This window comes from Amycolatopsis sp. NPDC051371, assembly GCF_040682155.1.
Lineage (GTDB): Bacteria > Actinomycetota > Actinomycetes > Mycobacteriales > Pseudonocardiaceae > Amycolatopsis.
Genome location: NZ_JBFBAG010000061.1, coordinates 1 through 22,713, shown reverse-complemented (window position 1 = coordinate 22,713; position 22,713 = coordinate 1). Strand labels below are relative to the sequence as shown.

21 protein-coding genes are annotated in these 22,713 nt (G+C 70.6%); 14 read left to right on the top strand and 7 right to left on the bottom strand.

Annotation, left to right across the window (positions count from 1 at the left end; genetic code table 11):
- The first annotated feature begins 26 nt into the window (after window positions 1-26).
- The 4 genes from AB0M59_RS46495 (at window position 27) to AB0M59_RS46480 (ending at window position 3,703) form a co-directional block, all read left to right on the top strand.
- Window positions 27-1,088: an ABC transporter substrate-binding protein gene (locus AB0M59_RS46495; protein ID WP_364628506.1), complete on the top strand. Its 1,062-nt coding sequence runs from the start codon at window positions 27-29 to the stop codon at window positions 1,086-1,088.
- A 19-nt stretch (window positions 1,089-1,107) separates the two neighbouring features.
- Window positions 1,108-1,899: an ABC transporter ATP-binding protein gene (locus tag AB0M59_RS46490; protein WP_364628504.1), complete on the top strand. Its 792-nt coding sequence runs from the start codon at window positions 1,108-1,110 to the stop codon at window positions 1,897-1,899.
- A complete protein-coding gene (locus AB0M59_RS46485; RefSeq protein WP_364628502.1) occupies window positions 1,886-2,779 on the top strand; it encodes an ABC transporter permease in 894 nt (297 codons plus the stop codon). Before AB0M59_RS46490 ends, AB0M59_RS46485 begins: the two co-directional genes overlap by 14 nt.
- Before the next feature lie 78 nt (window positions 2,780-2,857).
- The gene (locus AB0M59_RS46480; RefSeq protein WP_364628500.1) at window positions 2,858-3,703 is read left to right on the top strand and encodes an SMP-30/gluconolactonase/LRE family protein; all 846 of its coding nucleotides are present in this window, start codon (window positions 2,858-2,860) and stop codon (window positions 3,701-3,703) included.
- On the opposite strand, the gene AB0M59_RS46475 is transcribed toward AB0M59_RS46480, so the two are convergent.
- Both AB0M59_RS46475 and AB0M59_RS46470 read right to left on the bottom strand, forming a co-directional pair.
- Window positions 3,670-4,026: a hypothetical protein gene (locus AB0M59_RS46475; RefSeq protein ID WP_364628498.1), complete on the bottom strand. Its 357-nt coding sequence runs from the start codon at window positions 4,024-4,026 to the stop codon at window positions 3,670-3,672. The genes AB0M59_RS46480 and AB0M59_RS46475 overlap by 34 nt on opposite strands.
- A gap of 96 nt (window positions 4,027-4,122) precedes the next feature.
- Window positions 4,123-5,676 (bottom strand): DEAD/DEAH box helicase, encoded by a 1,554-nt coding sequence (locus AB0M59_RS46470; protein WP_364628496.1) that lies wholly within the window; start codon window positions 5,674-5,676, stop codon window positions 4,123-4,125.
- Window positions 5,677-5,914: 238 nt separating this feature from the next.
- Here AB0M59_RS46470 and AB0M59_RS46465 point away from each other — a divergent pair, with 238 nt between their 5' ends.
- The 7 genes from AB0M59_RS46465 to AB0M59_RS46435 are packed head-to-tail and all read left to right on the top strand — an operon-like array spanning window position 5,915 to window position 11,345.
- Window positions 5,915-7,621, top strand: coding sequence for an acyl-CoA dehydrogenase (locus AB0M59_RS46465; protein WP_364628495.1), 1,707 nt, complete (start codon window positions 5,915-5,917; stop codon window positions 7,619-7,621).
- Window positions 7,621-8,067, top strand: a complete 447-nt coding sequence (locus AB0M59_RS46460) for a nitroreductase family deazaflavin-dependent oxidoreductase (RefSeq protein WP_364628493.1) — start codon at window positions 7,621-7,623, stop codon at window positions 8,065-8,067. Before AB0M59_RS46465 ends, AB0M59_RS46460 begins: the two co-directional genes overlap by 1 nt.
- Complete coding sequence (locus AB0M59_RS46455; RefSeq protein WP_364628491.1) at window positions 8,064-8,834, top strand: fumarylacetoacetate hydrolase family protein; 771 nt, start codon at window positions 8,064-8,066, stop codon at window positions 8,832-8,834. The genes AB0M59_RS46460 and AB0M59_RS46455 overlap by 4 nt, the downstream gene beginning before the upstream one ends.
- A 29-nt stretch (window positions 8,835-8,863) precedes the next feature.
- On the top strand, window positions 8,864-9,478 hold the full coding sequence (locus tag AB0M59_RS46450) for a VOC family protein (protein ID WP_364628489.1): 615 nt from the start codon (window positions 8,864-8,866) through the stop codon (window positions 9,476-9,478).
- Window positions 9,479-9,487: 9 nt separating this feature from the next.
- Window positions 9,488-9,901: a hypothetical protein gene (locus tag AB0M59_RS46445; protein ID WP_364628487.1), complete on the top strand. Its 414-nt coding sequence runs from the start codon at window positions 9,488-9,490 to the stop codon at window positions 9,899-9,901.
- A gap of 36 nt (window positions 9,902-9,937) precedes the next feature.
- Window positions 9,938-10,783 (top strand): YwqG family protein, encoded by an 846-nt coding sequence (locus AB0M59_RS46440; protein ID WP_364628485.1) that lies wholly within the window; start codon window positions 9,938-9,940, stop codon window positions 10,781-10,783.
- A gap of 28 nt (window positions 10,784-10,811) precedes the next feature.
- Complete coding sequence (locus AB0M59_RS46435) at window positions 10,812-11,345, top strand: helix-turn-helix domain-containing protein (protein WP_364628483.1); 534 nt, start codon at window positions 10,812-10,814, stop codon at window positions 11,343-11,345.
- A gap of 306 nt (window positions 11,346-11,651) precedes the next feature.
- Here the strand turns inward: AB0M59_RS46435 and AB0M59_RS46430 are convergent, their stop codons facing one another.
- Window positions 11,652-14,066, bottom strand: a complete 2,415-nt coding sequence (locus AB0M59_RS46430) for a Tex family protein (RefSeq protein ID WP_364628481.1) — start codon at window positions 14,064-14,066, stop codon at window positions 11,652-11,654.
- A gap of 146 nt (window positions 14,067-14,212) precedes the next feature.
- Here AB0M59_RS46430 and AB0M59_RS46425 point away from each other — a divergent pair, with 146 nt between their 5' ends.
- Complete coding sequence (locus tag AB0M59_RS46425) at window positions 14,213-15,688, top strand: glycosyl hydrolase family 18 protein (RefSeq protein WP_364628479.1); 1,476 nt, start codon at window positions 14,213-14,215, stop codon at window positions 15,686-15,688.
- A gap of 379 nt (window positions 15,689-16,067) precedes the next feature.
- Here the strand turns inward: AB0M59_RS46425 and AB0M59_RS46420 are convergent, their stop codons facing one another.
- From AB0M59_RS46420 to AB0M59_RS46410, 3 genes are all read right to left on the bottom strand, one after another.
- Window positions 16,068-17,726 (bottom strand): GMC family oxidoreductase, encoded by a 1,659-nt coding sequence (locus tag AB0M59_RS46420; protein ID WP_364628477.1) that lies wholly within the window; start codon window positions 17,724-17,726, stop codon window positions 16,068-16,070.
- Complete coding sequence (locus tag AB0M59_RS46415; protein ID WP_364628476.1) at window positions 17,726-19,189, bottom strand: NAD(P)/FAD-dependent oxidoreductase; 1,464 nt, start codon at window positions 19,187-19,189, stop codon at window positions 17,726-17,728. Before AB0M59_RS46415 ends, AB0M59_RS46420 begins: the two co-directional genes overlap by 1 nt.
- A gap of 75 nt (window positions 19,190-19,264) precedes the next feature.
- Entirely contained in the window at window positions 19,265-20,362 is a 1,098-nt protein-coding gene (locus AB0M59_RS46410) for a winged helix DNA-binding domain-containing protein (RefSeq protein ID WP_364628474.1), read from the bottom strand.
- A gap of 79 nt (window positions 20,363-20,441) precedes the next feature.
- On the opposite strand from AB0M59_RS46410, the gene AB0M59_RS46405 reads away from it, so the two are divergent.
- Entirely contained in the window at window positions 20,442-21,497 is a 1,056-nt protein-coding gene (locus AB0M59_RS46405) for an AraC family transcriptional regulator (protein ID WP_364628472.1), read from the top strand.
- Here AB0M59_RS46405 and AB0M59_RS46400 read toward each other — a convergent pair.
- A complete protein-coding gene (locus AB0M59_RS46400) occupies window positions 21,418-22,089 on the bottom strand; it encodes a TetR/AcrR family transcriptional regulator (protein ID WP_364628470.1) in 672 nt (223 codons plus the stop codon). The genes AB0M59_RS46405 and AB0M59_RS46400 overlap by 80 nt on opposite strands.
- 194 nt (window positions 22,090-22,283) lie before the next feature.
- Between AB0M59_RS46400 and AB0M59_RS46395 the strand changes: the two genes are divergently transcribed.
- The gene (locus tag AB0M59_RS46395) at window positions 22,284-22,595 is read left to right on the top strand and encodes a hypothetical protein (RefSeq protein ID WP_364628468.1); all 312 of its coding nucleotides are present in this window, start codon (window positions 22,284-22,286) and stop codon (window positions 22,593-22,595) included.
- Window positions 22,596-22,713 lie beyond the last annotated feature (118 nt).

Sequence of the window (22,713 nt, the reverse complement as noted above, 5' to 3'; positions counted from 1 at the left end):
CCGACCCCGCGAAAGGCGACGCCGACGTGCGCACCCACCACAGAACCCGCTTCCTGGCCTCGGCGCTGGCCGCCCTGACCGTCGTGGGCGTGCTCGCGGGCTGTTCCCGCGCCGCGGAGACCACCGCGGCCCCGGCCGCGAACGCCGGCGCCGCCACCGAGGTGCGCCTCGGGTTCTTCCCGAACGTCACCCACGCGCCCGCGCTGATCGGCGTCAAGAAGGACTTCTTCAAGCAGGAGTTGGGCTCGACGAAGCTCACCACCCAGACCTTCAACGCCGGCCCCGAAGAGGTCAACGCGCTGCTCGGCGGCTCGCTCGACATCGCCTACCTCGGCTCCGGCCCGGCGATCAACGCCTTCACCAAGTCCAAGGGCACCATCCAGCTGATCTCGGGCGCCGTCTCGGGCGGCGCGCAGCTGGTCGTCAAGCCGGACATCACCAGTGTCGACCAGCTCAAGGGCAAGACGATCGCCACGCCGCAGCTGGCCAACACCCAGGACGTCGCGCTCAAGAAGTTCCTCGCCGGCAAGCAGCTGGCCGACCAGGTCAAGATCACCAACCTGGACAACTCCAAGACGCTCGACGCCTTCAAGAAGGGCGAGCTCGACGGTGGCTGGCTGCCCGAGCCGTGGTCGTCGCGGCTGGTGCTCGACGCCGGCGCGAAGGTCCTGGTCGACGAGAAGACCCTGTGGCCGGACGGCCGGTTCCCCACCACTGTCGTCATCGTGCGCGGCGAGTTCCTGCAGCAGCACCCGGACACCGTCAAGGCGGTGCTCAAGGGCCAGCTCGCCGCGATCGACTGGGCGAAGGCCAACCCCGCGGACGCGAAGACCGTCGTCAACGGCGCCCTCAAGGAGCTCGCCGGCAGCAGCCTCAGCCAGGGCGTCATCGACCGCGCGTTCTCCGGCATCGAGCTGACCACCGACCCGATCCCGGCCGAGTTCCCGCAGCTCGCGCAGGACTCGGTGACGGCGGGCGTGGTCAAATCGGCCGTCGCGTTGAAGGGCTTCGCCGACTTCGGCCCGCTGAACGCCGTCCTCGAGGAGACGAACCAGCCCGCCGTGAACGCGCCCGAACTCGCCAAGTGATCCCGAGAGGCAGCCAGCGATGACCACGACCCTCCCGACCGGCCGGAGCAGCTTCACCGGCGCGACCGCGGTCCGGCTCGACGGCGTCCGCAAGGCGTTCGGCCCGGCCGGCCGAGCGGTCGTCGCGCTCGACGGTGTGGACCTCACGGTCGCGCCCGGCGAGTTCGTCTGCCTGCTCGGCGCGTCGGGCTGCGGCAAGAGCACGCTGCTGAACCTGGTCGCCGGGCTGGACGCGCCGTCGGCGGGGGAGATCACGTTAAACACGTCGCGGCCCGCGGTCATGTTCCAGGAAGCCGCGCTGATGCCGTGGCTGACCGCGGCCCGCAACGTCGAGCTGCCGCTGCGGCTGGCCGGCTTCGGCCGCGCCGAGCGCCGCGAAAAGGCCGCCGAGCTGCTGGAGCTCGTCCGGTTGAACGGCGCGGGCGCCAAGCGGCCGCACGAGCTGTCCGGCGGGATGCGGCAGCGGGTCGCGCTCGCCCGCGCGCTGGCCGCGACGCTGCGCGTCGGCGGCGACCCGGAGCAGGCGCTGCTGCTGATGGACGAGCCGTTCGCCGCCCTCGACGCCATCACCCGCGACGTCCTGCAGGGCGAGCTGCTGCGCGTTTACCGCAGCACCGGCACGTCGGTGCTGTTCGTGACCCACGACGTGCGCGAAGCGGTCCGGCTCGGACAGCGCGTCGTGCTGCTGTCGTCGCGGCCGGGCAAGGTCGTGCGCGAGTGGGCGGACGTGCCGCTGGCCGACGCCGAGGAGCTCACCGAAGAGATCACCGGGCACCTGCGAGAGGTGATCAGCACCCATGCCGCAGCTTGACCGGTCCGAAGTGGACGCCGAGGCCGATCTCGACGCGGTCGGCGCCGGACTGGACTCGCTCGACGCGCCGGTCGGCGAACGCCGCCCGAGCTTCTGGAAGCGGTTCGCCTGGGGTTTCCTGCCGCCGGTGCTCGCGCTCGTCCTCCTGATCGTCGTCTGGCAGGTCCTCTGGGCGGCGGCGTTCTGGTCGGAGGCCCAGCTGCCCGCGCCGCTCGCGGTCTGGTCCGAGTTCTGGGGCCGCGTCGTCACCGGCGAGGTGTTCGGCTTCGTCTGGACGTCGGTCCACCGCGCCGCGCTCGGCTTCCTCGCCGGGGTGCTCATCGGCACGCCGCTCGGCTTGGTCGTGGCCAAGGTCCGCGTGGTGCGGGCGGCGATCGGGCCGCTGCTCTCCGGGCTGCAGAGCCTGCCGTCGGTGGCGTGGGTGCCGGCCGCGATCCTGTGGTTCGGCATCAACGACGGCGCGATCTACTTCGTCGTCCTGCTCGGCTCGGTGCCGTCGATCGCCAACGGCCTGGTGTCCGGCATCGACCAGATCCCGCCGATCCTGCCGCGCGTCGGCCAGGTGATGGGCGCGAACCGGCTCTCGTCGGCCCGGTACATCCTGCTGCCGGCCGCGCTGCCGGGCTTCCTGGCGGGGCTCAAGCAGGGCTGGGCGTTTTCGTGGCGTTCGCTGATGGCGGCCGAGCTGATCGCGCTGTCGCCGCAGCTGGGCGTCGGGCTGGGCGCGTACCTCAACCAGGGGTCGTCGCTGAACAGCATCGAGACGGTGATCGCGGCGATCTTCCTGATCCTGCTGGTCGGCGTCGGGATCGAGCTGCTGGTGTTCCGTCCGCTGGAGCGCGCGGTGCTGCGGGCTCGGGGGCTGACTTCCTCGCTCTAGTTCGTCCACGGATGTCGAAGCGGGATTCGCGGCTTCGACGTTTCCTTCGCTAGCGTTCCTCAAGCGAAGGAGACTTTCGTGGTTGAAGTGGTGCTGGACGGAATCGCGTTCGGCGAGTCGCCGCGCTGGCACGACGGGCGCCTGTGGTTCGCCGACTGGCTCGCGCGCGAAATCGTCGCGGTCACCCCGGCCGGCCGACGCGAGGTCGTGTTCCGCGCGGACTTCCCGACGATGCCGATGTGCTTCGACTTCCTCGACGGGCAGCCGCTGGTCGTGTCGTCTTCGGACGGCCTGCTGTTGCGGCTCACGCCGTCCGGGCCGGTCACCCACGCCGACCTGGGCGGCAGCGGCTTCAACGAGATCGTCGTCGCTCGCGACGGAGGCTGCTACGTCAACGGCGGCGGCTTCGACCTGATGGCGGGCGAGGAGTACCGCCCTGGGCCGATCCTGCACGTCAGCCCGGCCGGTGACGTCCGCGAAGTGGCGGACGGCATCGCCTTCGGCAACGGCATGGCCCTGACTCCCGACGGCGGGACGCTGATCGTCGCGGAGTCGTACGCGAACCGGCTGACGGCGTTCTCAGTGCTCCAGGACGGCGGGCTGGCCGACCGCCGGGTGTGGGCGGACCTCGGCAACGGCGTCCCGGATGGCATCGCGCTCGACGCCTCAGGCGCGGTCTGGGTGTCCGACGTGCCGGGACGCTCGTGCACCCGGGTCCGCGAGGGCGGCGAGGTCCTGGAGCGGCTGGCGCTGGACCACGGCTGTTTCGCGTGCGCGCTCAGCGAGGACACGCTGTACCTGGTGACGCAGGAGTGGCGCGGGCTGCAAGGAGTCGGGGAGGCGGACCGGACCGGCCGGATCCTGACCCACCCGGTCGCCACCGGCCGCGCTCACTCCACCGCGACCTCGAGGGAAAGCTGCTGAAGGAGCTGCAGGACGTCGGGTCCGGGCTGGTCCTCTTCGTAGGCTTCGACGACCTTGACGAACCCCAGCAGCAGACCGCGCAGGACCGCTTCCTGCCGGCGGGCCAGCTCGTCGACGGCCTGCTTGACGACGTCCTGGACCTCGTCGGCGTACTCCGGCGGCACGGCGGACTCGGCGGTCAGCGTGAAGTCGAGGGCTCCTTCGAGCAGCTCGGGGTAGCCGCTCGAGCCGGCTTCGTCGCCTTCGCCCTGCAGGTTCAAGCGAAGCCGGTAGACCGAGGCCAGCAGGCCGATGCCGGTCTGCACCAGGTCGGTGTCGTCCATCACGAGAGCATCGCACGCGATTCGCGGAAGCGCCGCCTGCCGAGACGACAGAACCCCGGACGGAGGCCCGGGGTTCTGTCAGTTCAGCTGAGTCGCTCAGCGGCCTCGGCGGGCTCCCGCGCGGGTGCCCGAAGAGAAAGCGGCCGCGCCACCGGAGCCCGAACGGCGGTTGGCCGCCGCCGGAGCGCCCGAGCGGCCCGAGCCACCCGAAGCGGCCGGCGCACCGGAGCGCCGGGACCCGCCCGAGGCGGCCGCGGCACCGGAGCGTCGCGAACCGCCCGAAGCGGCTCCCGACCGGCGGCCGCCGGACTTCTCGGCGGCGGCCGAGCGTGCCTCCTGGCCGTTGGCGCGAGACCGCTGTCCGCCCCGGTTGTCCTTCGGGGTGACGGGAGCGCCGCGACGGCCGCGGCCGCCACCCGGCGCCTCGCCGGTCGCCGAAACCTTCTTCGGCCGGTTGTCCACCGGCGGCCGCTTCGGCGACGCCGTGAACGAACGCTCACCCGGGGCCAGCTCCGCCAGCAGCGGGTGACCCGGGCCGAGCTGGGTCGTCGTCGGCTTGATGCCGGCCTTGCGGGTCAGGTCGCGCACGTCGCGGACCTGCGCGTCCGTCATCAGCGTCACGACCGTGCCCGACGCGCCCGCGCGTGCCGTGCGGCCCGAGCGGTGCAGGTACGCCTTGTGCTCGACCGGCGGGTCCGCGTGGATGACCAGCCGGACGTCGTCGACGTGGATGCCGCGGGCCGCGATGTCCGTCGCGACCAGCGTCTTCGCGGCGCCGGAGGAGAACGCCTCGAGGTTGCGCGTGCGGGCGTTCTGGCCGAGGTTGCCGTGCAGCTCCACCGCCGGGACGCCGGAGGCCACGAGCTTGCGCGTCAGCGCCTTCGCGCGGCTCTTCGTCCGGGTGAACACCAGGGTGCGGCCCGGCGCGGCGGTCAGGTCGACCAGCACCGGCAGCCGGTGGGTCTCCTCGAGGTGCAGGACGTGGTGCTCCATCGTCGAGACCGGCGACTGTGCCGAGTCGACGCTGTGCGTGATCGGGTCGGTCATGAAGCGCTTGACCAGCACGTCGACGCCGTTGTCCAGGGTCGCGGAGAACAGCATTCGCTGCCCGCGCGACGGCGTCTGGTCCATGATCCGCCGCACCTCGGGCAGGAAGCCCAGGTCGGCCATGTGGTCGGCCTCGTCGAGGACGGTGATCTCGATCGCGTCGAGCTTCACGTGCCCGGAACGCATGTGGTCGGCGAGCCGGCCGGGGCAGGCGACGACGATGTCGACGCCGTCGCGCAGCCGCGTGATCTGCGGGTTCGCGGAGACGCCGCCGAAGATGGTGGTCGTCTTGAGGCCCAGCGGCTTCGCCAGCGGCAGGATCGAGGCCTCGATCTGGGTCGCGAGCTCACGGGTCGGCGCCAGGATCAGCGCGCGCGGACGGCCCGGCTTGCGCCGCGTCGGACCCGCCGAGAGGCGGGCCAGCAGGGGCAGCACGAAGCCGTAGGTCTTGCCGGAGCCGGTCCGGCCGCGGCCGAGCACGTCGCGCCCGGCGAGGGTGTGCGGCAGGGTCGCCGCCTGGATGGGGAAGGGCTCGGTGACGCCCTGAGCGGCCAGCGCGTCCACGAGGGTGGCGGGCAGGCCGAGTTCAGCAAAAGTGCTCATAAGTGCGTGTGGGCGCGCTCGACGCCCTGGTCTCCATAACCTCGAGAAGGGTTGTCCTGCCCGGCGCAGACCTACGTATGGCCGCGGCGCGTGGTAGTCGACAACAACAGCGGGCCGAGGCAGAACTGAGCGGCCCGCATGATCAGTGTACCGAACGGGAGTGACGTACCCCCAGTGAGATTGCCCGCACTCTAGGGGGCTTGCTAAGTTACCCGTCAGTAATCGATGAGGAGCGTCCATGCTGCTGAACCCGCACGAGTACGACCCGGCCCACTTCGACGCCGAAACGCGCCGGCTGCTCCGGGCGACCATCGACTGGTTCGAGCAGCGCGGGAAGGCCAAGCTCGTCGAGGACTACCACGACCGCACCTTCTACGCGGACTTCCTGGAGTTCGCCGGCAAGGAAGGCCTGTTCTCGACCTTCCTGACGCCGGCCGCGAACGCCGGCGGCCACCCCGACAAGCGCTGGGACACCGCCCGCGTCGCCGCGCTGTCGGAAATCCTCGGCTTCTACGGCTTGAACTACTGGTACCCGTGGCAGGTCACGATCCTCGGCCTCGGCCCGGTGTGGCAGAGCGGCAACGACGTCGCCCGCAAGCGCGCCGCGGACGCCCTCGACGCGGGCGGCGTCGGCGCGTTCGGTCTGTCCGAAAAGGACCACGGCGCCGACATCTACTCGTCCGACATGGTGCTCACGCGCGATGGCGACGGCTACCGCGCCACCGGCTCGAAGTACTACATCGGCAACGGAAACTGCGCGCGCACGGTGTCGGTCTTCGGCCGCATCGACGGCGTCGAAGGCCCGGACCAGTACGTCTTCTTCTACGCCGACGCCGAGCACCCGAACTACCACGTCGTCAAGAACGTCGTGCCGTCGCAGATGTACGTCGCCGAGTTCCGGCTCGAGGACTACCCGGTGCACGCCGACGACATCCTGCACGTCGGCGCCGAGGCCTTCAGCGCCGCGCTGAACACCGTCAACATCGGCAAGTTCAACCTCTGCTTCGGCGGCATCGGCATGGCGACGCACTCGCTGTACGAGGCCATCACGCACGCGCACAACCGCGTCCTCTACGGCAAGCCCGTGACGAACTTCCCGCACGTGCGCCGCGAGTTCGTCGAGGCCTACGCGCGGCTGACCGCGATGAAGCTGTTCTCCGACCGCGCCGTCGACTACTTCCGCAGCGCGAACCCGGACGACCGTCGCTACCTGCTGTTCAACCCGATCACCAAGATGAAGGTGACGACCGAGGCGCAGAAGGTGATCGGCCTGGTCGCCGACGTCGTGGCGGCCAAGGGTTTCGAGGCCGACACGTACCTGGCGATGTCCAAGAACGACATCGACGGCCTCCCGAAGCTCGAAGGCACGGTTGCCGTGAACCTCGCGCTGATCGCGAAGTTCATGCCCGCGTACCTCTTCGCGCCGCAGGAGTACGCGCCGGTCGGCACGCGCACCGACGCCGCGGACGACGAGTTCCTCTTCCGCCAGGGCCCGGCGCGCGGCCTGTCGAAGGTCCGCTTCCACGACTGGAAGACCGCGTACGCGCAAGCCCGGCACATCCCGAACGTCGCGCTGTTCACCGAACAGACCGGCTACCTGGTCAAGCTCCTCACGGAGGCCGCGCCCGACGAGGCGCAGCAGGCCGATCTCGACTTCGGGCTCGCGCTCACCGAGCTGTTCACGCTCATCGTGTACGGCCAGCTGGTGCTGGAGCAGGCCGGGATCACCGGCCTGGACACGGAGGTCGTCGACCAGATCTTCGCGGTGCTGGTGCAGGACTTCAGCGCCGCGGCGGTCGACCTCAACGGCAAGGCGAGCTCGACCGACGCCCAGCAGGCGATCGCGCTGGCCGCGCTGCGCAAGCCGGTGGTGGACACCGGGCGCTTCGAGAACGTCTGGGCGCGGGTGCGTGACCTCTCCGGGGTCTACGCTATGCACCCGTGATGGCCAGGAAGTACCGGCTCGGCGTGACGCGGAAAGCCGCGAACGTGCTCGTCAAGGCGTTGCTGGAACGCGGGATCCCGATCACCGGGGGCACCGGGTTCCTGCTGACCACCCGAGGACGCAAGACCGGCGCGGATCGGACCACGCCGGTCAACGTCCTCGAGGTCGGCGGTGACCGCTGGCTCGTCTCGCCGTACGGGCAGGTCGGCTGGGTGCACAACCTGCGCGCCGACGCCACCGCCCGGCTGAGGCGCGGCCGCCGGCGCGAGACGTGGACGGTCGAAGAGGCCGACGCCGCGACGGCCGGCCCGGTGCTGCGCACGTACGTCCGCAAGATCCCCGTGACGGCGCCGTTCTTCGACGCGAAGCTCAGTGATCCGGCCGAAGCCTTCGCGGCGGAAGCCGATCGACACCCGGTCTTCCGGTTGGCAAGATCACGAGGGTGAACCGAGAGCGGGCGGCGGAACTCATCTGGGATGCGTGGCAGACCGGAAAACGCCTCGACGGTCTTCCCGACGACGCCCGCCCGCGCGACCTCGCCGAGGGCATGGCCGCGCAGGCGGCGCTCGCCGAGCTGGCCGGGCCGGTGTCCGGCTGGAAGATCGCCGCGACGACCGTCTACGCCCGGCAGTACCTCGACGTCCCCGGCCCGCTGCCGGGCGTGATGTTCGAGCGGTACCGCCACGCCGAGGGCGAGCCGGTGCCGGCCGACACCATGACGATGGGCGTCGCCGAACCCGAGTTCGCGTTCCGGCTCAAGGCCGACCCGGGGTTGTCGCCGTCGCTGACCGCGGTGCTCGACGCCGTCGACACGATGGTTCTCGCGCTGGAGATGCCGGACAGCCGCTACACCGACCACCAGCACGCGGGTGGCCCGCAGCTGCTGGCCGACGTCGCGTGCGCGGGCCGGTTCGTCGAGGGGCGGGCGGTGCCGGGCTGGCGCGACCTCGACCTGCCGCGACAGACGGTCGTCCTGCACGCCGACGGCGAAGAGTTCTCGCGCGGCAGCGGCAGCCTGGTGCTCGGCGACCCGCGGCTGGCGCTGCACTGGCTGGCGATGGAGCTGCCCCGCCACGGCCGGTCGTTGCGTCCGGGCGACATCGTGACGACGGGAACGGCGACCTCACCGTGCCCGATCCACGCCGGCGGGCACGTGGTCGCCGACTTCGGCGCGCTGGGCAGCGTGGAAGCGCGGTTCGCCGGGGGAGGGTAATTCGGCGGATCCGGGGCTATCGTCGGCGCGTGGGCGAGCGCGGCAGGCCACGGCACCCCGACCGGCTGACCCCCGCCGAGTGGCGGGTGGTCGACGCGGTCCGCCACGGCCTGACGAACCGCGAAATCGCGCGGCGGCGCGGCACGAGCCGGGACGCCGTCAAGTTCCACGTCGGCAACGCCGTCCGCAAGCTCGGCCTGACCGGGCGGGCCGAGCTGCGCGCGTGGCGCGGCGCCCCGGCGGACAGCGCGCTCGCCGGCCGGGCGGGTGAGGAGGCGGCGGTGCTGGGACCGATCGGGCAGGTTTCGCGGACCGTGGCGGACCTCGGCCGGGCGAAGGCGTTCTACGGCGACGTGCTCGGGCTGGAGCACCTCTACACCTTCGGCGACCTGGCGTTCTTCGACTGCGACGGCGTCCGGCTGTTCCTGACCGCCGGGGAACCGACGGGCACGGAGTCGGTGCTGTATTTCAGCGTCCCAGACATCAACGCCGCCTACGACGCGCTGCGCTCACGGGGGGTCGAGTTGCTCGGCGCGCCGCACCTGATCTTCCGGCACGAGTCCGGGGTCGAGGAGTGGATGGCGTTCTTCACCGACCCCGACGGCCACACGACCGCGATCATGAGCCAGGTCCCGCCTCGCTAGAGTCATCGGGTGCTGACGTTCCGTGCCGGGTTCCTGGCGCTCGCCGCGGTCGTGGCGGCGCTCGACGCGGGGTTCTGGTGGTTCGCGCACGCCCAGCACCAGACGACCGCGCGGATCGGTTTCCTCGTCGCGTTCGTGCTGCTGCTGGCATTGCTCGCGGTGTCCGCGGGACTGGTCCGGTGGGAGGTCGCGGCGCCCCTGGGGGTGGCGTCGACATCGGGCCTGTTCTTCGTCGGCGCGACGGCGATCTTCAGCGTCGGCTTCGGGTTCCTGCTGGCCGCGGTCGTGGAGGCGGCGCTGGTGCGCCGGCTGGTCCTCGACGCGTCCCCGGCCGGCTGGCGCGGCGGGATCGGGCTGATCAGCTCGGCGGCCGCAGTGGTGCCGGCGGTGCTGTTCGTGGTGGGCCTGGTAGCGCTGCGCTGAGCCGGTTTTGTCGGTGCCCGCTGCCAGGATGTCCCGGTGACGTCATGGAGAGATCGACTCAGCACCCTCGCCCACGAGCGGTTGCCCGCCGAGGTCGCGGCGAAGTGGACCGCGCTGTTCCGGCCGAGCATCCGGTTGGTTTCCGCCGGTGCGGGCCCGCGCGTGGGATGGATCGGCGGGGCTCCGGTCATGCCCGCGGAGGCGGAGTGGCCCGAGTGGCCGGGGCGGGGACCGCTCGACTTCGTCGCCGCGGTGGAGTGCGCGGCGCTGCCGCGTGAGTTCTCTCCGCTGCCCGAGGCGGGCACGCTGTTGTTCTTCTCCTTCGACGGACACCGCCGCGGCGCCGACGAGGATCCGCGGCTCGAAGACATCGAAGGCAGCAGGGTGCTCTTCGTCCCGGCGGGGGTGCCGGTCGCCGAACGGGCCGCGCCCGAAGGGGTCGTGCCCTACCCGGCGCGGGACCTCTTCGGCGAGGTCGTGGCCACGGCCCCGGAGCGTGAGCACGTCCTGCTCGACCAGACCAGGATTTCGAGCGGGGAATCCCTCGCCGAGGCCGCTGAGGACGACCCCTCCGGCACCGATGTTTTCGGCGAGCTGATCGAGGAAGCGCGTGGGCCGGGCCCGGAGCACCAGGTCGGTGGGTTCGCCCTGCCCGTTCAGGGCGCGGTGGAGAACGAGATCGCCGCCGAGGTACTCGGGAGCTACCAGGACCCGCGGCTGGCCGAGGAAGCGGCCCGCTGGGTGCTGCTCGCCCAGATCGACAGCGACGACAAAGCCGGCATGACCTGGGGCGACGCCGGAATGCTGTACTGGATGATCCGGACCGACGACCTCGAGGCGGGGCGCTTCGACCGCGCGCGGTGCACGATGCAGTGCGGCTGACGCCTCTGTCTGTGCCTGATCGCAGAGGATGCTTTGCAGAGAACTCTCTGAACTGCTGCAGGCGGATGGCCCCGCCACCGCGACCGGACTGGGAAAGCGGGTCGGCGAAAGCTCCGGGACCACCAGCTGGCACCTGCGCCAGCTGGCCGAGGCCGGCCTGGTCGAAGAGGACACCGAACGCGGCAACAAACGCGAACGCTGGTGGCGCTCGGCGCAGAAGACGACGCGCATGCGGGCCGCCGACTTCATCGACGACCCGGACCTCGCCGGCCCCTTGGACACCTACCTGCGATCGGTGATCGAACACCGCTACCAGGCGGAGTCGCGGTTCGTCAGCGAACTCCCGCGGTGGGTGGGGGAGTGGTACGACAAAGCCGTTTTCAACGACGCGAGGCTGTCCCTCACGCCCGAGGAAGCGGCCGCGATGAGTGCCGAGGTCGAAGAGGTGGTCGAGCGCTACCGACGGGACGCGCGACCGGGCGACCACAACGTGATCGCGCACTGGTCGGCGTTCCCCCGGCAAGCGCGACCGGAGGAATCCGACGACTCGAAGTCCGGCTGAGGGGGACGAACGTGGTGCACTTTCTGATGGCGGAAGACCTGGTCCGCGAACGGGAAACGGAGCTGAAACGGGGCACGGCCCATCGGCAACCCCGCCGGCGGAACGGAACGCACCGGCAACGCCTCGGGTGGCTCCTCGTCGAAACAGGCCTGCGGCTGGTGGCGAGCCGGGACCGGACGCGCCCCCGCCACTCCCAGGGGGGACGTCCCGGCTCCAGTCTATCGTCGCCCGCTGACGAAACCCGCTGGAAAGCCGTCGGCCGGCGGAGTTGTCCACAACTCCGCCGGCCTGTGGGTAACTGAGGTCCTACTTGCCGAACCCGGCCCGCCGCAGCGCGTCCGCCATGGAGCCGCTGCCGCCAGAGCCGGAGCCGGAACCGCCGCCGGAGTTGCCACCCCGGCCGCCGCCACCACCGCCACCGCCGCCGGAGCCGCTGCGCTGACCGCCGCCGCCCGAACCGCCGCGGCGCTGACCGCCGCCGCCCTGCTGACCCCGGTCACGGCCGCCACCGCCGCCGCCGCGGTTGCCCGAGGGCGCACCCGGCTCGTCGTCCAGCCGCAGCGTCAGCGAAATCCGCTTCCGCGGCACGTCGACGTCGAGCACCTTCACCTTCACTATGTCGCCGGGCTTCACGACTTCGCGCGGGTCCTTCACGAAGTTCTTCGACAGGGCCGAAACGTGCGCGAGCCCGTCCTGGTGCACGCCGACGTCGATGAACGCCCCGAACGCCGCCACGTTCGTGACCACACCCTCCAGGCGCATCCCCGGCTTGAGGTCGCCGATCTTGTCCACGCCCTCGGCGAACGTCGCCGTCTTGAACGCCGGGCGCGGGTCGCGGCCCGGCTTGTCGAGCTCGGCCAGGATGTCCGTCACCGTCGGGAGGCCGAACGTGTCGTCGACGAACTGCGAAGGCTGCAATGAGGTGAGCGTCCGCGTGTTGCCGATCAGCGCACGTAGGTCCGTGCCGGTCGCCGACAGGATGCGCCGCACCACCGGGTAGGCCTCCGGGTGCACCGACGACGAGTCGAGCGGGTCGTCGCCGTCCGGGATGCGCAGGAAGCCCGCGCACTGCTCGAACGCCTTCGGGCCGAGCCGCGCGACCTCCTTCAGCGCCGTCCGGGAGCGGAACGGCCCGTTCGTGTCGCGGTGGGAGACGATGTTCTCCGCCAGCCCGGTCGTGATGCCCGAGACGCGGGTCAGCAGGGGAGCCGACGCGGTGTTGACGTCGACGCCGACCGCGTTCACGCAGTCTTCGACCACCGCGTCGAGCGAGCGCGACAGCGAGACCTCGGACAGGTCGTGCTGGTACTGCCCGACACCGATCGACTTCGGGTCGATCTTCACCAGCTCCGCGAGCGGGTCCTGCAGCCGCCGCGCGATCGAGACCGCGCCGCGCAGCGAGACGTCCATGTTCGGCAGTTCCGCCGAGGCGAACGCCGACGCCGAGTACACCGACGCGCCCGCCTCGGACACGATCGCCTTCGTCAGCTTCAGCTCGGGGTGCTTCTTGATGAGCTCGATCGCGAGCTTGTCCGTCTCGCGCGACGCCGTCCCGTTGCCGATCGAGATCAGGTCGACCTTGTGCCGCGCCGCGAGGGCAGCGAGCTCGGCGATCGACTGGTCCCACTTGTTCGCCGGCTGGTGCGGGTAGATGACGTGGGTGTCGACGACCTTGCCGGTCGCGTCCACGACGGCCACCTTGACGCCGGTGCGGAAGCCCGGGTCGAGGCCCATCGTGGCGCGGGTGCCGGCCGGCGCGGCCAGCAGCAGGTCACGCAGGTTGGCCGCGAACACGCGCACGGCGTCGTCCTCGGCCGCTTGGCGCAGCCGCATCCGCAGGTCGATGCCCAGGTGCAGGAGGATCTTGGTGCGCCACGCCCAGCGCACGGTGTCGCCGAGCCACTTGTCGCCGGGGCGGCCCTGCTGCGTGATGCCGAACTTCGCGGCGATGCGCGTCTCGTAGTCGGTCGGGCCGACCTGCGGCTCGTCGGTGGGCTCGTCCGGCGACATCGTGAGGTCGAGGACCTCTTCCTTCTCGCCGCGCAGCATCGCGAGGATCCGGTGCGAGGGGAGCTTGGTGTAGGGCTCGGAGAAGTCGAAGTAGTCGGAGAACTTCGCGCCTTCTTCCTCCTTGCCGGAGCGGACCTTGGCGACCAGGTGGCCCTGGCTCCACATCTTCTCGCGCAGGTCACCGATGAGGTCGGCGTCTTCGGCGAAGCGCTCGACGAGGATCGAGCGGGCGCCGTCGAGGGCCGCCTGCGCGTCCGCGACGCCCTTGTCCGCGTCGACGAACACGGCGGCCGCGGCCTGCGGATCCGTGGAAGGGTCGTTCAGCAGGCCGTCGGCCAGCGGCTCGAGCCCCGCTTCGCGCGCGATCATGGCCTTCGTGCGGCGCTTCGGCTTGTACGGGAGGTAGATGTCCTCCAGCCGCGACTTCGTGTCCGCGGCGAGGATCGAGGCCTCGAGGGCCTCGTCGAGCTTGCCCTGGCTGCGGATGGATTCGAGCACGGCGAGCCGGCGCTCGTCGAGTTCCCGCAGGTAGCGCAGCCGCTCTTCGAGCGTGCGCAGCTGCGCGTCGTCGAGCATGCCGGTGACTTCCTTGCGGTACCGCGCGATGAAGGGCACGGTCGAGCCGCCGTCGAGCAGGTCGACGGCGGCCTTGACCTGCCCTTCGCGCACGCCCAGTTCTTCGGCGATCTTCTGCTCGACCGACACGCTCACTGCTACACGCTCCTGCTTCGCCTGGATCCGATCCTCACCATTCTGCCGTTTCCGCCACCCCGACTTTCGGATGGGGCTCCTTGACAATCATATTGGTCTAGTCCATTTTGTGGTGACCTGCCTCACCACCTTCGCGGAGGTCGCCCGTGGTCCCCAAGGTCCGGCTAGCCCTGCTTTCACTACTTTCCGTGGTCACGTTGAGTCTCGGCGTGACGTTCGTCCTCGCCGGCAACGCCGCGGCGGCGAACATCCTGGCCAACCCCGGCTTCGAAGCCGGGACCTCGGGCTGGACGTGCACCTCCACTCCGACCGCCGTGAGCACGCCGGTCCACAGCGGGAGCCGGGCCCTCAACGCGACGCCGACGTCGTCGGACAACGCGCAGTGCTCGCAGACGCTCACCGTCTCGGCGAACACGGCGTACAAGCTGTCGGCCTGGGTGCAGGGCAGCTACGTCTACCTGGGCGTTTCCGGCTCGGCGACGACCAGCACGTGGACCCCGGGCACCAACGGCTACCAGCAGCTGTCGCTGAGCTTCACGACCGGCTCGAGCACGTCGCTGACGGTGTACCTGCACGGCTGGTACGGCCAGCCGACGTACTACGCCGACGACGTCAACCTCGACGGCCCGGGCACCCCGCCGCCGACGACGCCGACCACGCCCACGACTCCCACCACCCCGCCGACCACCACGACCCCGCCGACGACGACCACGCCGCCGCCCACCCAGGGTGACCTGCCGAAGCACGTCCTGACCGGCTACTGGCAGAACTTCTACAACGGCGCCAAGGCGCTGAAGCTGGCCGACGTCCCGACGAAGTACACCATCATCGCGGTGTCGTTCGCGGACGCGACGGGCACGCCGGGCGCCGTGAGCTTCACGCTCGACTCGGGCCTCTCCTCGCAGCTCGGCGGCTACACGGACGCGCAGTTCAAGGCGGACATCAAGACGGTCCAGGCGCGCGGCCAGAAGGTCATCATCTCGGTCGGCGGCCAGAACGGCACGATCAGCGTCAGCGATTCGTCGTCGGCGAACAACTTCGCGAACAGCGTCAAGTCGCTGATCTCGAACTACGGCTTCGACGGCGTCGACATCGACCTCGAGAACGGCATCAACGCGACGTACATGGGCCAGGCGCTGCGCAGCATCTACAACGGCGGCGGCAAGGTCCTCACGATGGCGCCGCAGACGATCGACATGCAGTCCACGCAGGGTGGCTACTTCCAGCTCGCGCTGGGCATCAAGGACATCCTGACGGTCGTCAACATGCAGTACTACAACTCCGGCACGATGCTCGGCTGCAACGGCAGCGTGTACGCCCAGGGCACGGTCGACTTCCTGACGGCGCTGGCCTGCATCCAGCTCCAGGGCGGCCTGCGCGCGGACCAGGTGGGTCTGGGTCTCCCGGCATCGTCCCAGGCGGCAGGCGGCGGCTACCAGTCACCGTCGAACACGGTGTCGGCGCTGAACTGCCTGGCCCGCGGAACATCCTGCGGCTCGTTCAAGCCGTCGACGACGTACCCGGCCATCCGCGGCGCGATGACGTGGTCGATCAACTGGGACGCGTCGAACGGCTACGCGTTCGCCAACACGGTGTCGGCCGGGCTCGCGGGCCTGCCGTAACCGTGCGCTGAATGGCCCTCCCGGAAGCGCGGTCCGGGAGGGCCTTCTCGCGTTGGAGTCGCGGTTGCAAGTGGTTGACGTTCCAGCCGCTGGAGCCGGGGGCTCGCCGAGCCTGGGTCCGGCTCGGTAGCCCGGACCAAAGGTCTTGAATGACTCATTCAAGACCTCCGAAGACCTGAATGAGTCATTCAAGACGTTCGCACTCGCCGCCGCGCGGGCAACGAACCTGGGACGCGCGAAACAAGCCTCGCCGGACTCTGGCTACATCGGCTGTCGACGACTCGGCGCGCGCGAGTTCTCGCCGGCGCGATCCTTGACAGCGGCCAGAGGCGGTTGTCAAAAATCGGTGCCGAGGCTGACTTGTAGTCGTCGAACCTCCTCACTTGGGCACCACCGGCAGCCGCAGGGCTCCCGAGGCCTCCGCCGGGACCACCGGCTTGTGAGGCGCCACCGCCGCCACCCGCCGATACGGCTCACCCAGCGAAGGCCGCGGATCCACCTCCCCCCGATTAGGCCAAAAAGCCATCGCCCGCTCAGCCTGCGCCGTGATCGTCAGCGACGGGTTCACCCCGAGGTTCGCCGAAATCGCCGACCCGTCCACCACATGCAGCCCCGGATACCCGTACACCCGCTGGTACGGATCCACGACCCCGGTGGAAGCCGAGTCCCCGATCACGCACCCGCCGATGAAATGCCCCGTGATCGGAATATTGGCCATATCCGTCCACGCCCCCTGCGGCAGCCCGCCGATCTTCGCGGCCACCCGGCGCGTCACCTCGTGCCCCGCCGGGATCCACGACGGCGACGGCTGGCCAGCCCCCTGGCGCGTCGTCATCCGGCGTCCGAACAACCCACGCTTCGTGTACGTCGTCACGGAATTGTCGAGCGTCTGCATCACCAGCAGCCCGATCATCCGCTCCGACCACCGCCGCGGGTTGTGGATGCGCAGCAGGTCGCGGCGAGAACGCCACAGCTCCCGCAACCCCAGCACCCAGCGGCGACGCCCGGGCGAACCGTCCACCAGCACCGTCGCCATCAGGCCCATCACGTTGCTGCCGCGCCCGTACCGCACCGGCTCCACGTGCGTCACCTCGTCGGGGTGGATAGACGACGTGATCGCGACACCCCGCGTGTAGTCCGTGTCCGAGCGCAACGACCGGGCCGCCAGCACCGCCTCCGAGTTCGTCCGCGCCAGCAGTCCCAGCCGGGGCGAAATAGAAGGCAAATTACCGGTGTCGCGCATGCGGTGCAGGAGGCGCTGCGTCCCCAGGGAAGCCGCCGAGAACACCACCTGCGACGCGGTGAACGTCCGGCCGGAACGGCGGCCGGTGCGCCGCGTGTCCACCGCGTACCCGCCGGGGATCGGCCGCACCGTGACCGCGGTCGTCAGCGGGTGCACCACCGCGCCCGCCTGCTCGGCCAGGTACAGGTAGTTCTTCACGGTCGTGTTCTTCGCCCCGACCCGGCAGCCGGTCATGCACTCGCCGCACAGGGTGCAGGAGGACCGCAGGGGACCGGCGCCGCCGAAGAACGGGTCCACGCCGGACTGTCCGAAGTAGACGCCGACCGGCGTGCGGCGGTAGGTGTGCCCGATGCCCATGTCTTCGGCGACCTCGAGCAGCACCCGGTCCGCGGCCGTCGTCGCCGGGTTCTCGACCACGCCCAGCATCCGCTTCGCCTGGTCATAGTACGGCGCGAGCTCGTCCTTCCAGTCCGTGATGTGCGCCCACTGCGGGTCGGCGTAGAACTTGTCCGGCGGCTCGTACAGCGTGTTCGCGTACACCAGCGAACCGCCGCCGACGCCGGAGCCGCTCATCACGAACGTGTTCTTCAGCAGCGTCAGCCGCTGGATGCCGAAACACCCCAGCGCGGGCGCCCACAGGTACTTCCGCAGCCGCCACGACGTCTTCGCGAATTCGTCGTCGGCGAACCGGCGCCCGGTCTCCAGCACGCCGACGCGGTAGCCCTTCTCGGTCAGCCGCAGCGCCGTGACGCTCCCGCCGAACCCCGATCCGATCACCAGGACGTCGTAGTCCATCACGCCATCACCCGGAAGTCGCCCGGGTCGAGCCGCCGGGTCCGGCGGTCGTACTCGGTGACCAGGCCCGGCCAGTTGGTCGTCACGCGGCCGTCGGCCTGCCGGTACCAGCTCGTGCACTCGCTCCACACGCTCTGGCCCAGCCGCCGCTGCACCTCCCGGTCGTAGCGCTCCTCGACCTCCGGCTTGACGTCCACATAGGACACGCCGGGCCGCGCGAGCTGTTCGACCGCCTGGCGGATGTAACGCGCCTGCCGCTCGATCATGTAGATGATGGACCCGGCGCCGAGGTTGGTGTTGGGCCCGTAGACGCAGAACATGTTCGGGAACCCGGGCACGGTCATGCCCAGGTAGGCCCGCGCGCCGCCGGCCCACTCGTCCTGCAGCGACCGGCCGCCGAGGCCGAGCACCTTCATCCGGCCGAGGAACTCCGTCGCGGCGAACCCGGTGCCGTAGACCAGGACGTCCGCCTCGAGCTCGGTCCCGTCCTCGACCCGCACGCCACGCGGCGTGATCGAAGAGATCCGCCGCGCCTCGACGTCGACGTTCGGCTGGGCCAGCGCGGGCAGGTACTCGTTGGTGAACAGGATCCGCTTGCAGCCCAGGGGATAGGCCGGCTTCAGCTTCGCGCGCAGCTCCGGGTCCTTGATGTGCCGGCGCCGCAGCTGCGCCGTCCGCAGCTCGAACATCTTCGCCAGCACCGGGTGCTTGGTCATCGCGTACGTCGCGTACTCGGCGAGCAGGAAGATCCGCAGCCGGCCGAGCAGCTGCGTGGGCGGCAGGTGCTCGAACAGCCAGTGCTGCCAGCGCCGGTAGGCCGGGTCGGACTTCGCCATGACGTACGGCGGCGTGCGCTGGAAGACCGTGACGTGCTTCGCGTGCTTGCGCAGCTCCGGCACGAACTGGACGGCGCTCGCCCCGGTCCCGATGACGGCGACGCGTTTGCCGGCCAGCTCGACGTCGTGGTCCCAGCGCGCCGAGTGGAACGCGTCGCCGGCGAAGCTCTCCCGGTTCGGGATGTCCGGCAGCGCCGGCCGCGAGAGCTGGCCGACGGCGGGGACGAAAACGTTTGCTTCGTACGTCTCGCCGCTCTGCGTCTCGACCCGCCAGACGCCGCGCTCCTCGTCGAACGCCGCTCCGGTGACCTCGGTCCGGTACCGGATGTGCGGCTCGAGCCCGTACTTCGTGATGACGCGCCGCAGGTAGGCCAGGATGTCCGGCTGGTAGGAGAACCGCTTCGGCCACCGCGGGTTCGGCTCGAACGAGTACGAATAGAGCGGCGACGGGATGTCGCACGCGGCACCGGGGTAGGTGTTGTCCCGCCAGACGCCGCCGGGCTCGGCCGCGCTCTCCAAGATGGTGAAGTCGGTGAACCCGGCGCGCTTCAGCTCGATCGCCGTCCCGATACCGCCGAACCCGGTGCCCACGATCAGCACCGACGGGCCCTTCGCCGAACTACTCATGCGAAAAAGCTACGCAGCGGACGCCTGTGACAACAGGCCACGAACGGTCACCCGATCGAGAATTCCGGCCAGCCGTCACGTCGGCGCGTGGGTGCGCACCTCCCGGGTCTCCGCGGCCGGTTCCGCCCAGTCCAGCAGCCGCCCGGCGGCGCTCTCCAACGCCGTCAGATCGCGCTTCGGCAGCTTCTCGAACGGCGACAGCTCGACGATCGCCGCCTTCTTCGTCTTCGTGATCTCCCAGAGGCCCCGCACCTGCCCGTCGACCAGCAGCGTGCCCTTGACCAGGCCGTTCTGGGTGATGACGCGCTTGCGGTAGTCGTCCGAGATCACCCGCGTCCGGTCCGCGTAGGAGAGGATCATCTGGTCGAACGGCCCGAGCAGCCGGGGCGGCGCCGGGACGTCCTCATCCGGCACGGACAGCTCCGGCAGGTCCAGCAGCTCCCGGCCGTCCTGGTCGCGATACCGCCGCAGGTCCATCGAAGAAGCCACCTCGCCGAGGCGCGTGATGCCCGCCCATGCCTGCACGTCCGCCACCGACGCCGGCCCGAACGCGCGCAGGTACCGCGCGATCAGGTCCGCCGGCGAGGGCGGGGCGAGCGGTGCGCCCACCCACTCGTCGAGGCACGCGTACGTCGTCTGCCCGGCCTTGCCCCAGATGCCCCGCGGCGGAACCTGCACCAGCGGCAAGCGGCCCCGGGCGAGGTGGGTGAGCGACGCCTTGGCGCGGTCCGGCCAGCGCCGCGCCAGCTCGGCACCCAGCGCCGTGCTGGACAAAGCCGAAGAAGACAGCAGCTCCCGAGCCGCCGAGGCGACCTCGGAATGGTCCAGCTCGGCCAGCTCGCGTGCGTGCAGCGTGTTCGTCTTCAGGTCGCGGTCGTAGAGCACCTGCACCACCGGCCGCCACGCCAGCGCGTCCGCCGCCGTGACCAGGTGGACCGTGCCGCGCATCAAGGCGATCCTGACCACCTGACGCTCTTCGAGCAGTGAAGCCAGCTCCTGCGGCCGGAACCCGTCCAGGCGCGACCACAACGCGTAGTACGGCGGGAACGGCGCCTGCGCCTGCAGTCCGGCCAGGTGCTCGACGGCATCGAGAGCGGACATCCTCGCGGGCCGCAGCAGCAGCTGGCGCTCCAGTGTCGCGCGGTTCACGGCCCGCCGGCTCAAGGTCTCCACGCCGTCACCCTAACGATCACCCCGGACAGTTCCGGTCCTCGATTCGACGCGCGAACGGCCGTCATCCATACTTCCGGCCATGGCCGAGCTCGCCGCGCCCGCCGTCGGGGACTGGGACTTCCCGCGCGGCACCGCGAGCATCGAGCTGATGACCCGGTTCGCCGCCGACCGCGGCCTGCCCGCGGAGCACCTCCTGTCCGCGACCACGCTCTCGCCGGAGCTCCTCGCCGACCCGTCGGTGCAGGTCGACGCGCGCCAGGAGCTGGCCGTCGTCCGCGCGCTGGCCGAGCTGGACGGCTCGGACGCGACGGCCTTGGAGCTCGGGCGCCGCTACCGCGTCACCACCTTCGGCATCTTCGGGTTCGCCTGCATCAGCAGCCCGACGCTGCAGGACGCGATGCTGTTCGCCCTCCGCTACTTCGACCTCAGCTTCGCCTTCTGCATCCCGCACGTCGAGCTGGAGAGCGGCCGGCTGACGCTGGAGCTCGACGACAGCCGCGTGCCCGCCGACGTCGCCCGTTTCCTCGTGCTGCGCGACCTGGCCGCGATCTTCTCGGTGATGCGCGACCTGCTGCCGGAGATCGTGCTGGAAGACCTGAGCTTCCGGCACGACGAGTCCACAGTGGACCCTTACCGGGTCGCGTTCGGCGTGGTGCCGCGATTCGGCGCCGACGCCTGCCGCGCGACGCTCGACCCCGCGCTGCTGATGCTGCCGCTGCCGCAGGCCAACGACCAGACCGTCGCCTTGTGCGCCGCGCAGTGCGAAGCGCTCGTCGCGCGCAAACGCCGGCGTTCGGGCATCTCGCAGCAGGTCCGGGAGCGTCTGGTCCGGCTCGGCGGCGTCGACGCCGGGATGGACGAGATCGCCCGCCAGCTGACGCTCAGCACGCGCACGCTGCGGCGGCGCCTGTCCGAGTCCGGCACCAGCTACCGCGCGCTGGTCGACGAGGTCCGCCAGGCGCTGGCCGAGGAGCTGCTCGACACCGGCGTCCTGTCGGTCGAGGACGTCGCGTACCGGCTCGGGTACGCCGAGGCGTCGAGCTTCATCTACGCGTTCAAGCGCTGGACCGGGATGACGCCGGCGGCGTTCGCCCGGCGCTTCCGGGCCGCCCGGCAAGCACCGCCGGGTAGGTGAGCTTGAGCAGGTTCAGGATCGAATCGGTGAGAAAGGTGCGCAGGGACGCGCGGTCGAGCGTGCCGCGGATCAGCCATTCGCGCGACGCGGCCCGCAGCAGCCCGCCGAACGACCGGATCATCGCGCGCAGCTCGTCGCGGCCGTCGGTGACGTCGGTCATCAGCGCGGCTTCCAGCACCCGGTCGGCGGCGATCTCGTCGGCCTCCAGCATGATCCGCTCGATCTCGGGGTCGCGGCCCGCGGACTCGGGGCCGATCACGGTCAGCCAGGCGTCGCGGTTGCGGTCCACGACGTCGATCCACCGCTCGACACCGATCGCCAGCCGCTCCTCCATCGTCGTGTCCGGCAGCGCTTCGGTGACCGGCGCCGGCACGATCATCAGCTGCCGCACCACTTCCAGGTACAGCTCGCGCTTGCCGCCGAAGTAGTGGTTGATCAGCGGGCGCGCCACCCCGGCGGCCTCGGCGATGTCCGAAGTGGACACCGACGCGTAGCTGCCCGCACCGAACAGGTGCCGGGCGGCGGCGAGGATCTCCGCGCGCCGTTCGGCCGGTTCGAGGCGCCGCCGCCGCGGCCGCGTCCCACTGGTCATCCGCTCAGCCTCGCGGGGGAGCGGCACGCTGTCAACAAGTAGTTGACCCATCGTCAAAAGAGTGGCTCCGGTGGCGGGCAACGGGTGTTTCGAGCAAACCTTTGTCGTTACGCAACCGGAACAACCCGCCGGTAACTTCCCGGCGCCCGGATGCGACGAGACGGCAGAGGCCAGCGACCGGGGGTAGGAGCCAGATGACCGAGGAAGGCGCGCCGATCCGGCCGGCCGGACGCTGGGTGAGCGTCCGCCTGCAGCATCGTCACGTCAGCTTCGACGAGGGCTTCGAAGCGGACGAGCCCCTGCCCGACGGCGATTGCGCGGACGAAGAGTCCTTGTCGTACTCGGGAATAGTGATCACGGGCTACGACGAAGGGTCGAAGGTGTCCGAGCGCTGGATCCCGCTGGGCGTCGACCCGTCCGAAGCGGACGACGAGCGGTTGATCGAGCAGCTGCGCGGGGCCCTTCTCTGGCAAGCGGGGCGCCCGCCCCAGGTCGCCGACGACTGACCGGTCGTGAGTGAGAAACAGTGTTCTAACCAAAAACGTCTCGACGACCGAGAAGCCGACGTACGAAGGCCTCGCGTCGGAGAGCACGGGACGCACTCGCGACCACGCGCCGTCCGCG

Coding starts and splice junctions, on each gene's coding strand:
- AB0M59_RS46460 (WP_364628493.1), top strand. CDS start 7,621: ATGGCCAGGAAGTACCGGCTCGGCGTGACGCGGAAAGCCGCGAACGTG.
- AB0M59_RS46400 (WP_364628470.1), bottom strand. CDS start 22,089: ATGACCAGTGGGACGCGGCCGCGGCGGCGGCGCCTCGAACCGGCCGAA.
- AB0M59_RS46395 (WP_364628468.1), top strand. CDS start 22,284: ATGACCGAGGAAGGCGCGCCGATCCGGCCGGCCGGACGCTGGGTGAGC.
- AB0M59_RS46435 (WP_364628483.1), top strand. CDS start 10,812: ATGCTTTGCAGAGAACTCTCTGAACTGCTGCAGGCGGATGGCCCCGCC.
- AB0M59_RS46420 (WP_364628477.1), bottom strand. CDS start 17,726: ATGGACTACGACGTCCTGGTGATCGGATCGGGGTTCGGCGGGAGCGTC.
- AB0M59_RS46470 (WP_364628496.1), bottom strand. CDS start 5,676: ATGAGCACTTTTGCTGAACTCGGCCTGCCCGCCACCCTCGTGGACGCG.
- AB0M59_RS46485 (WP_364628502.1), top strand. CDS start 1,886: ATGCCGCAGCTTGACCGGTCCGAAGTGGACGCCGAGGCCGATCTCGAC.
- AB0M59_RS46415 (WP_364628476.1), bottom strand. CDS start 19,189: ATGAGTAGTTCGGCGAAGGGCCCGTCGGTGCTGATCGTGGGCACCGGG.
- AB0M59_RS46465 (WP_364628495.1), top strand. CDS start 5,915: ATGCTGCTGAACCCGCACGAGTACGACCCGGCCCACTTCGACGCCGAA.
- AB0M59_RS46490 (WP_364628504.1), top strand. CDS start 1,108: ATGACCACGACCCTCCCGACCGGCCGGAGCAGCTTCACCGGCGCGACC.
- AB0M59_RS46405 (WP_364628472.1), top strand. CDS start 20,442: ATGGCCGAGCTCGCCGCGCCCGCCGTCGGGGACTGGGACTTCCCGCGC.
- AB0M59_RS46475 (WP_364628498.1), bottom strand. CDS start 4,026: ATGGACGACACCGACCTGGTGCAGACCGGCATCGGCCTGCTGGCCTCG.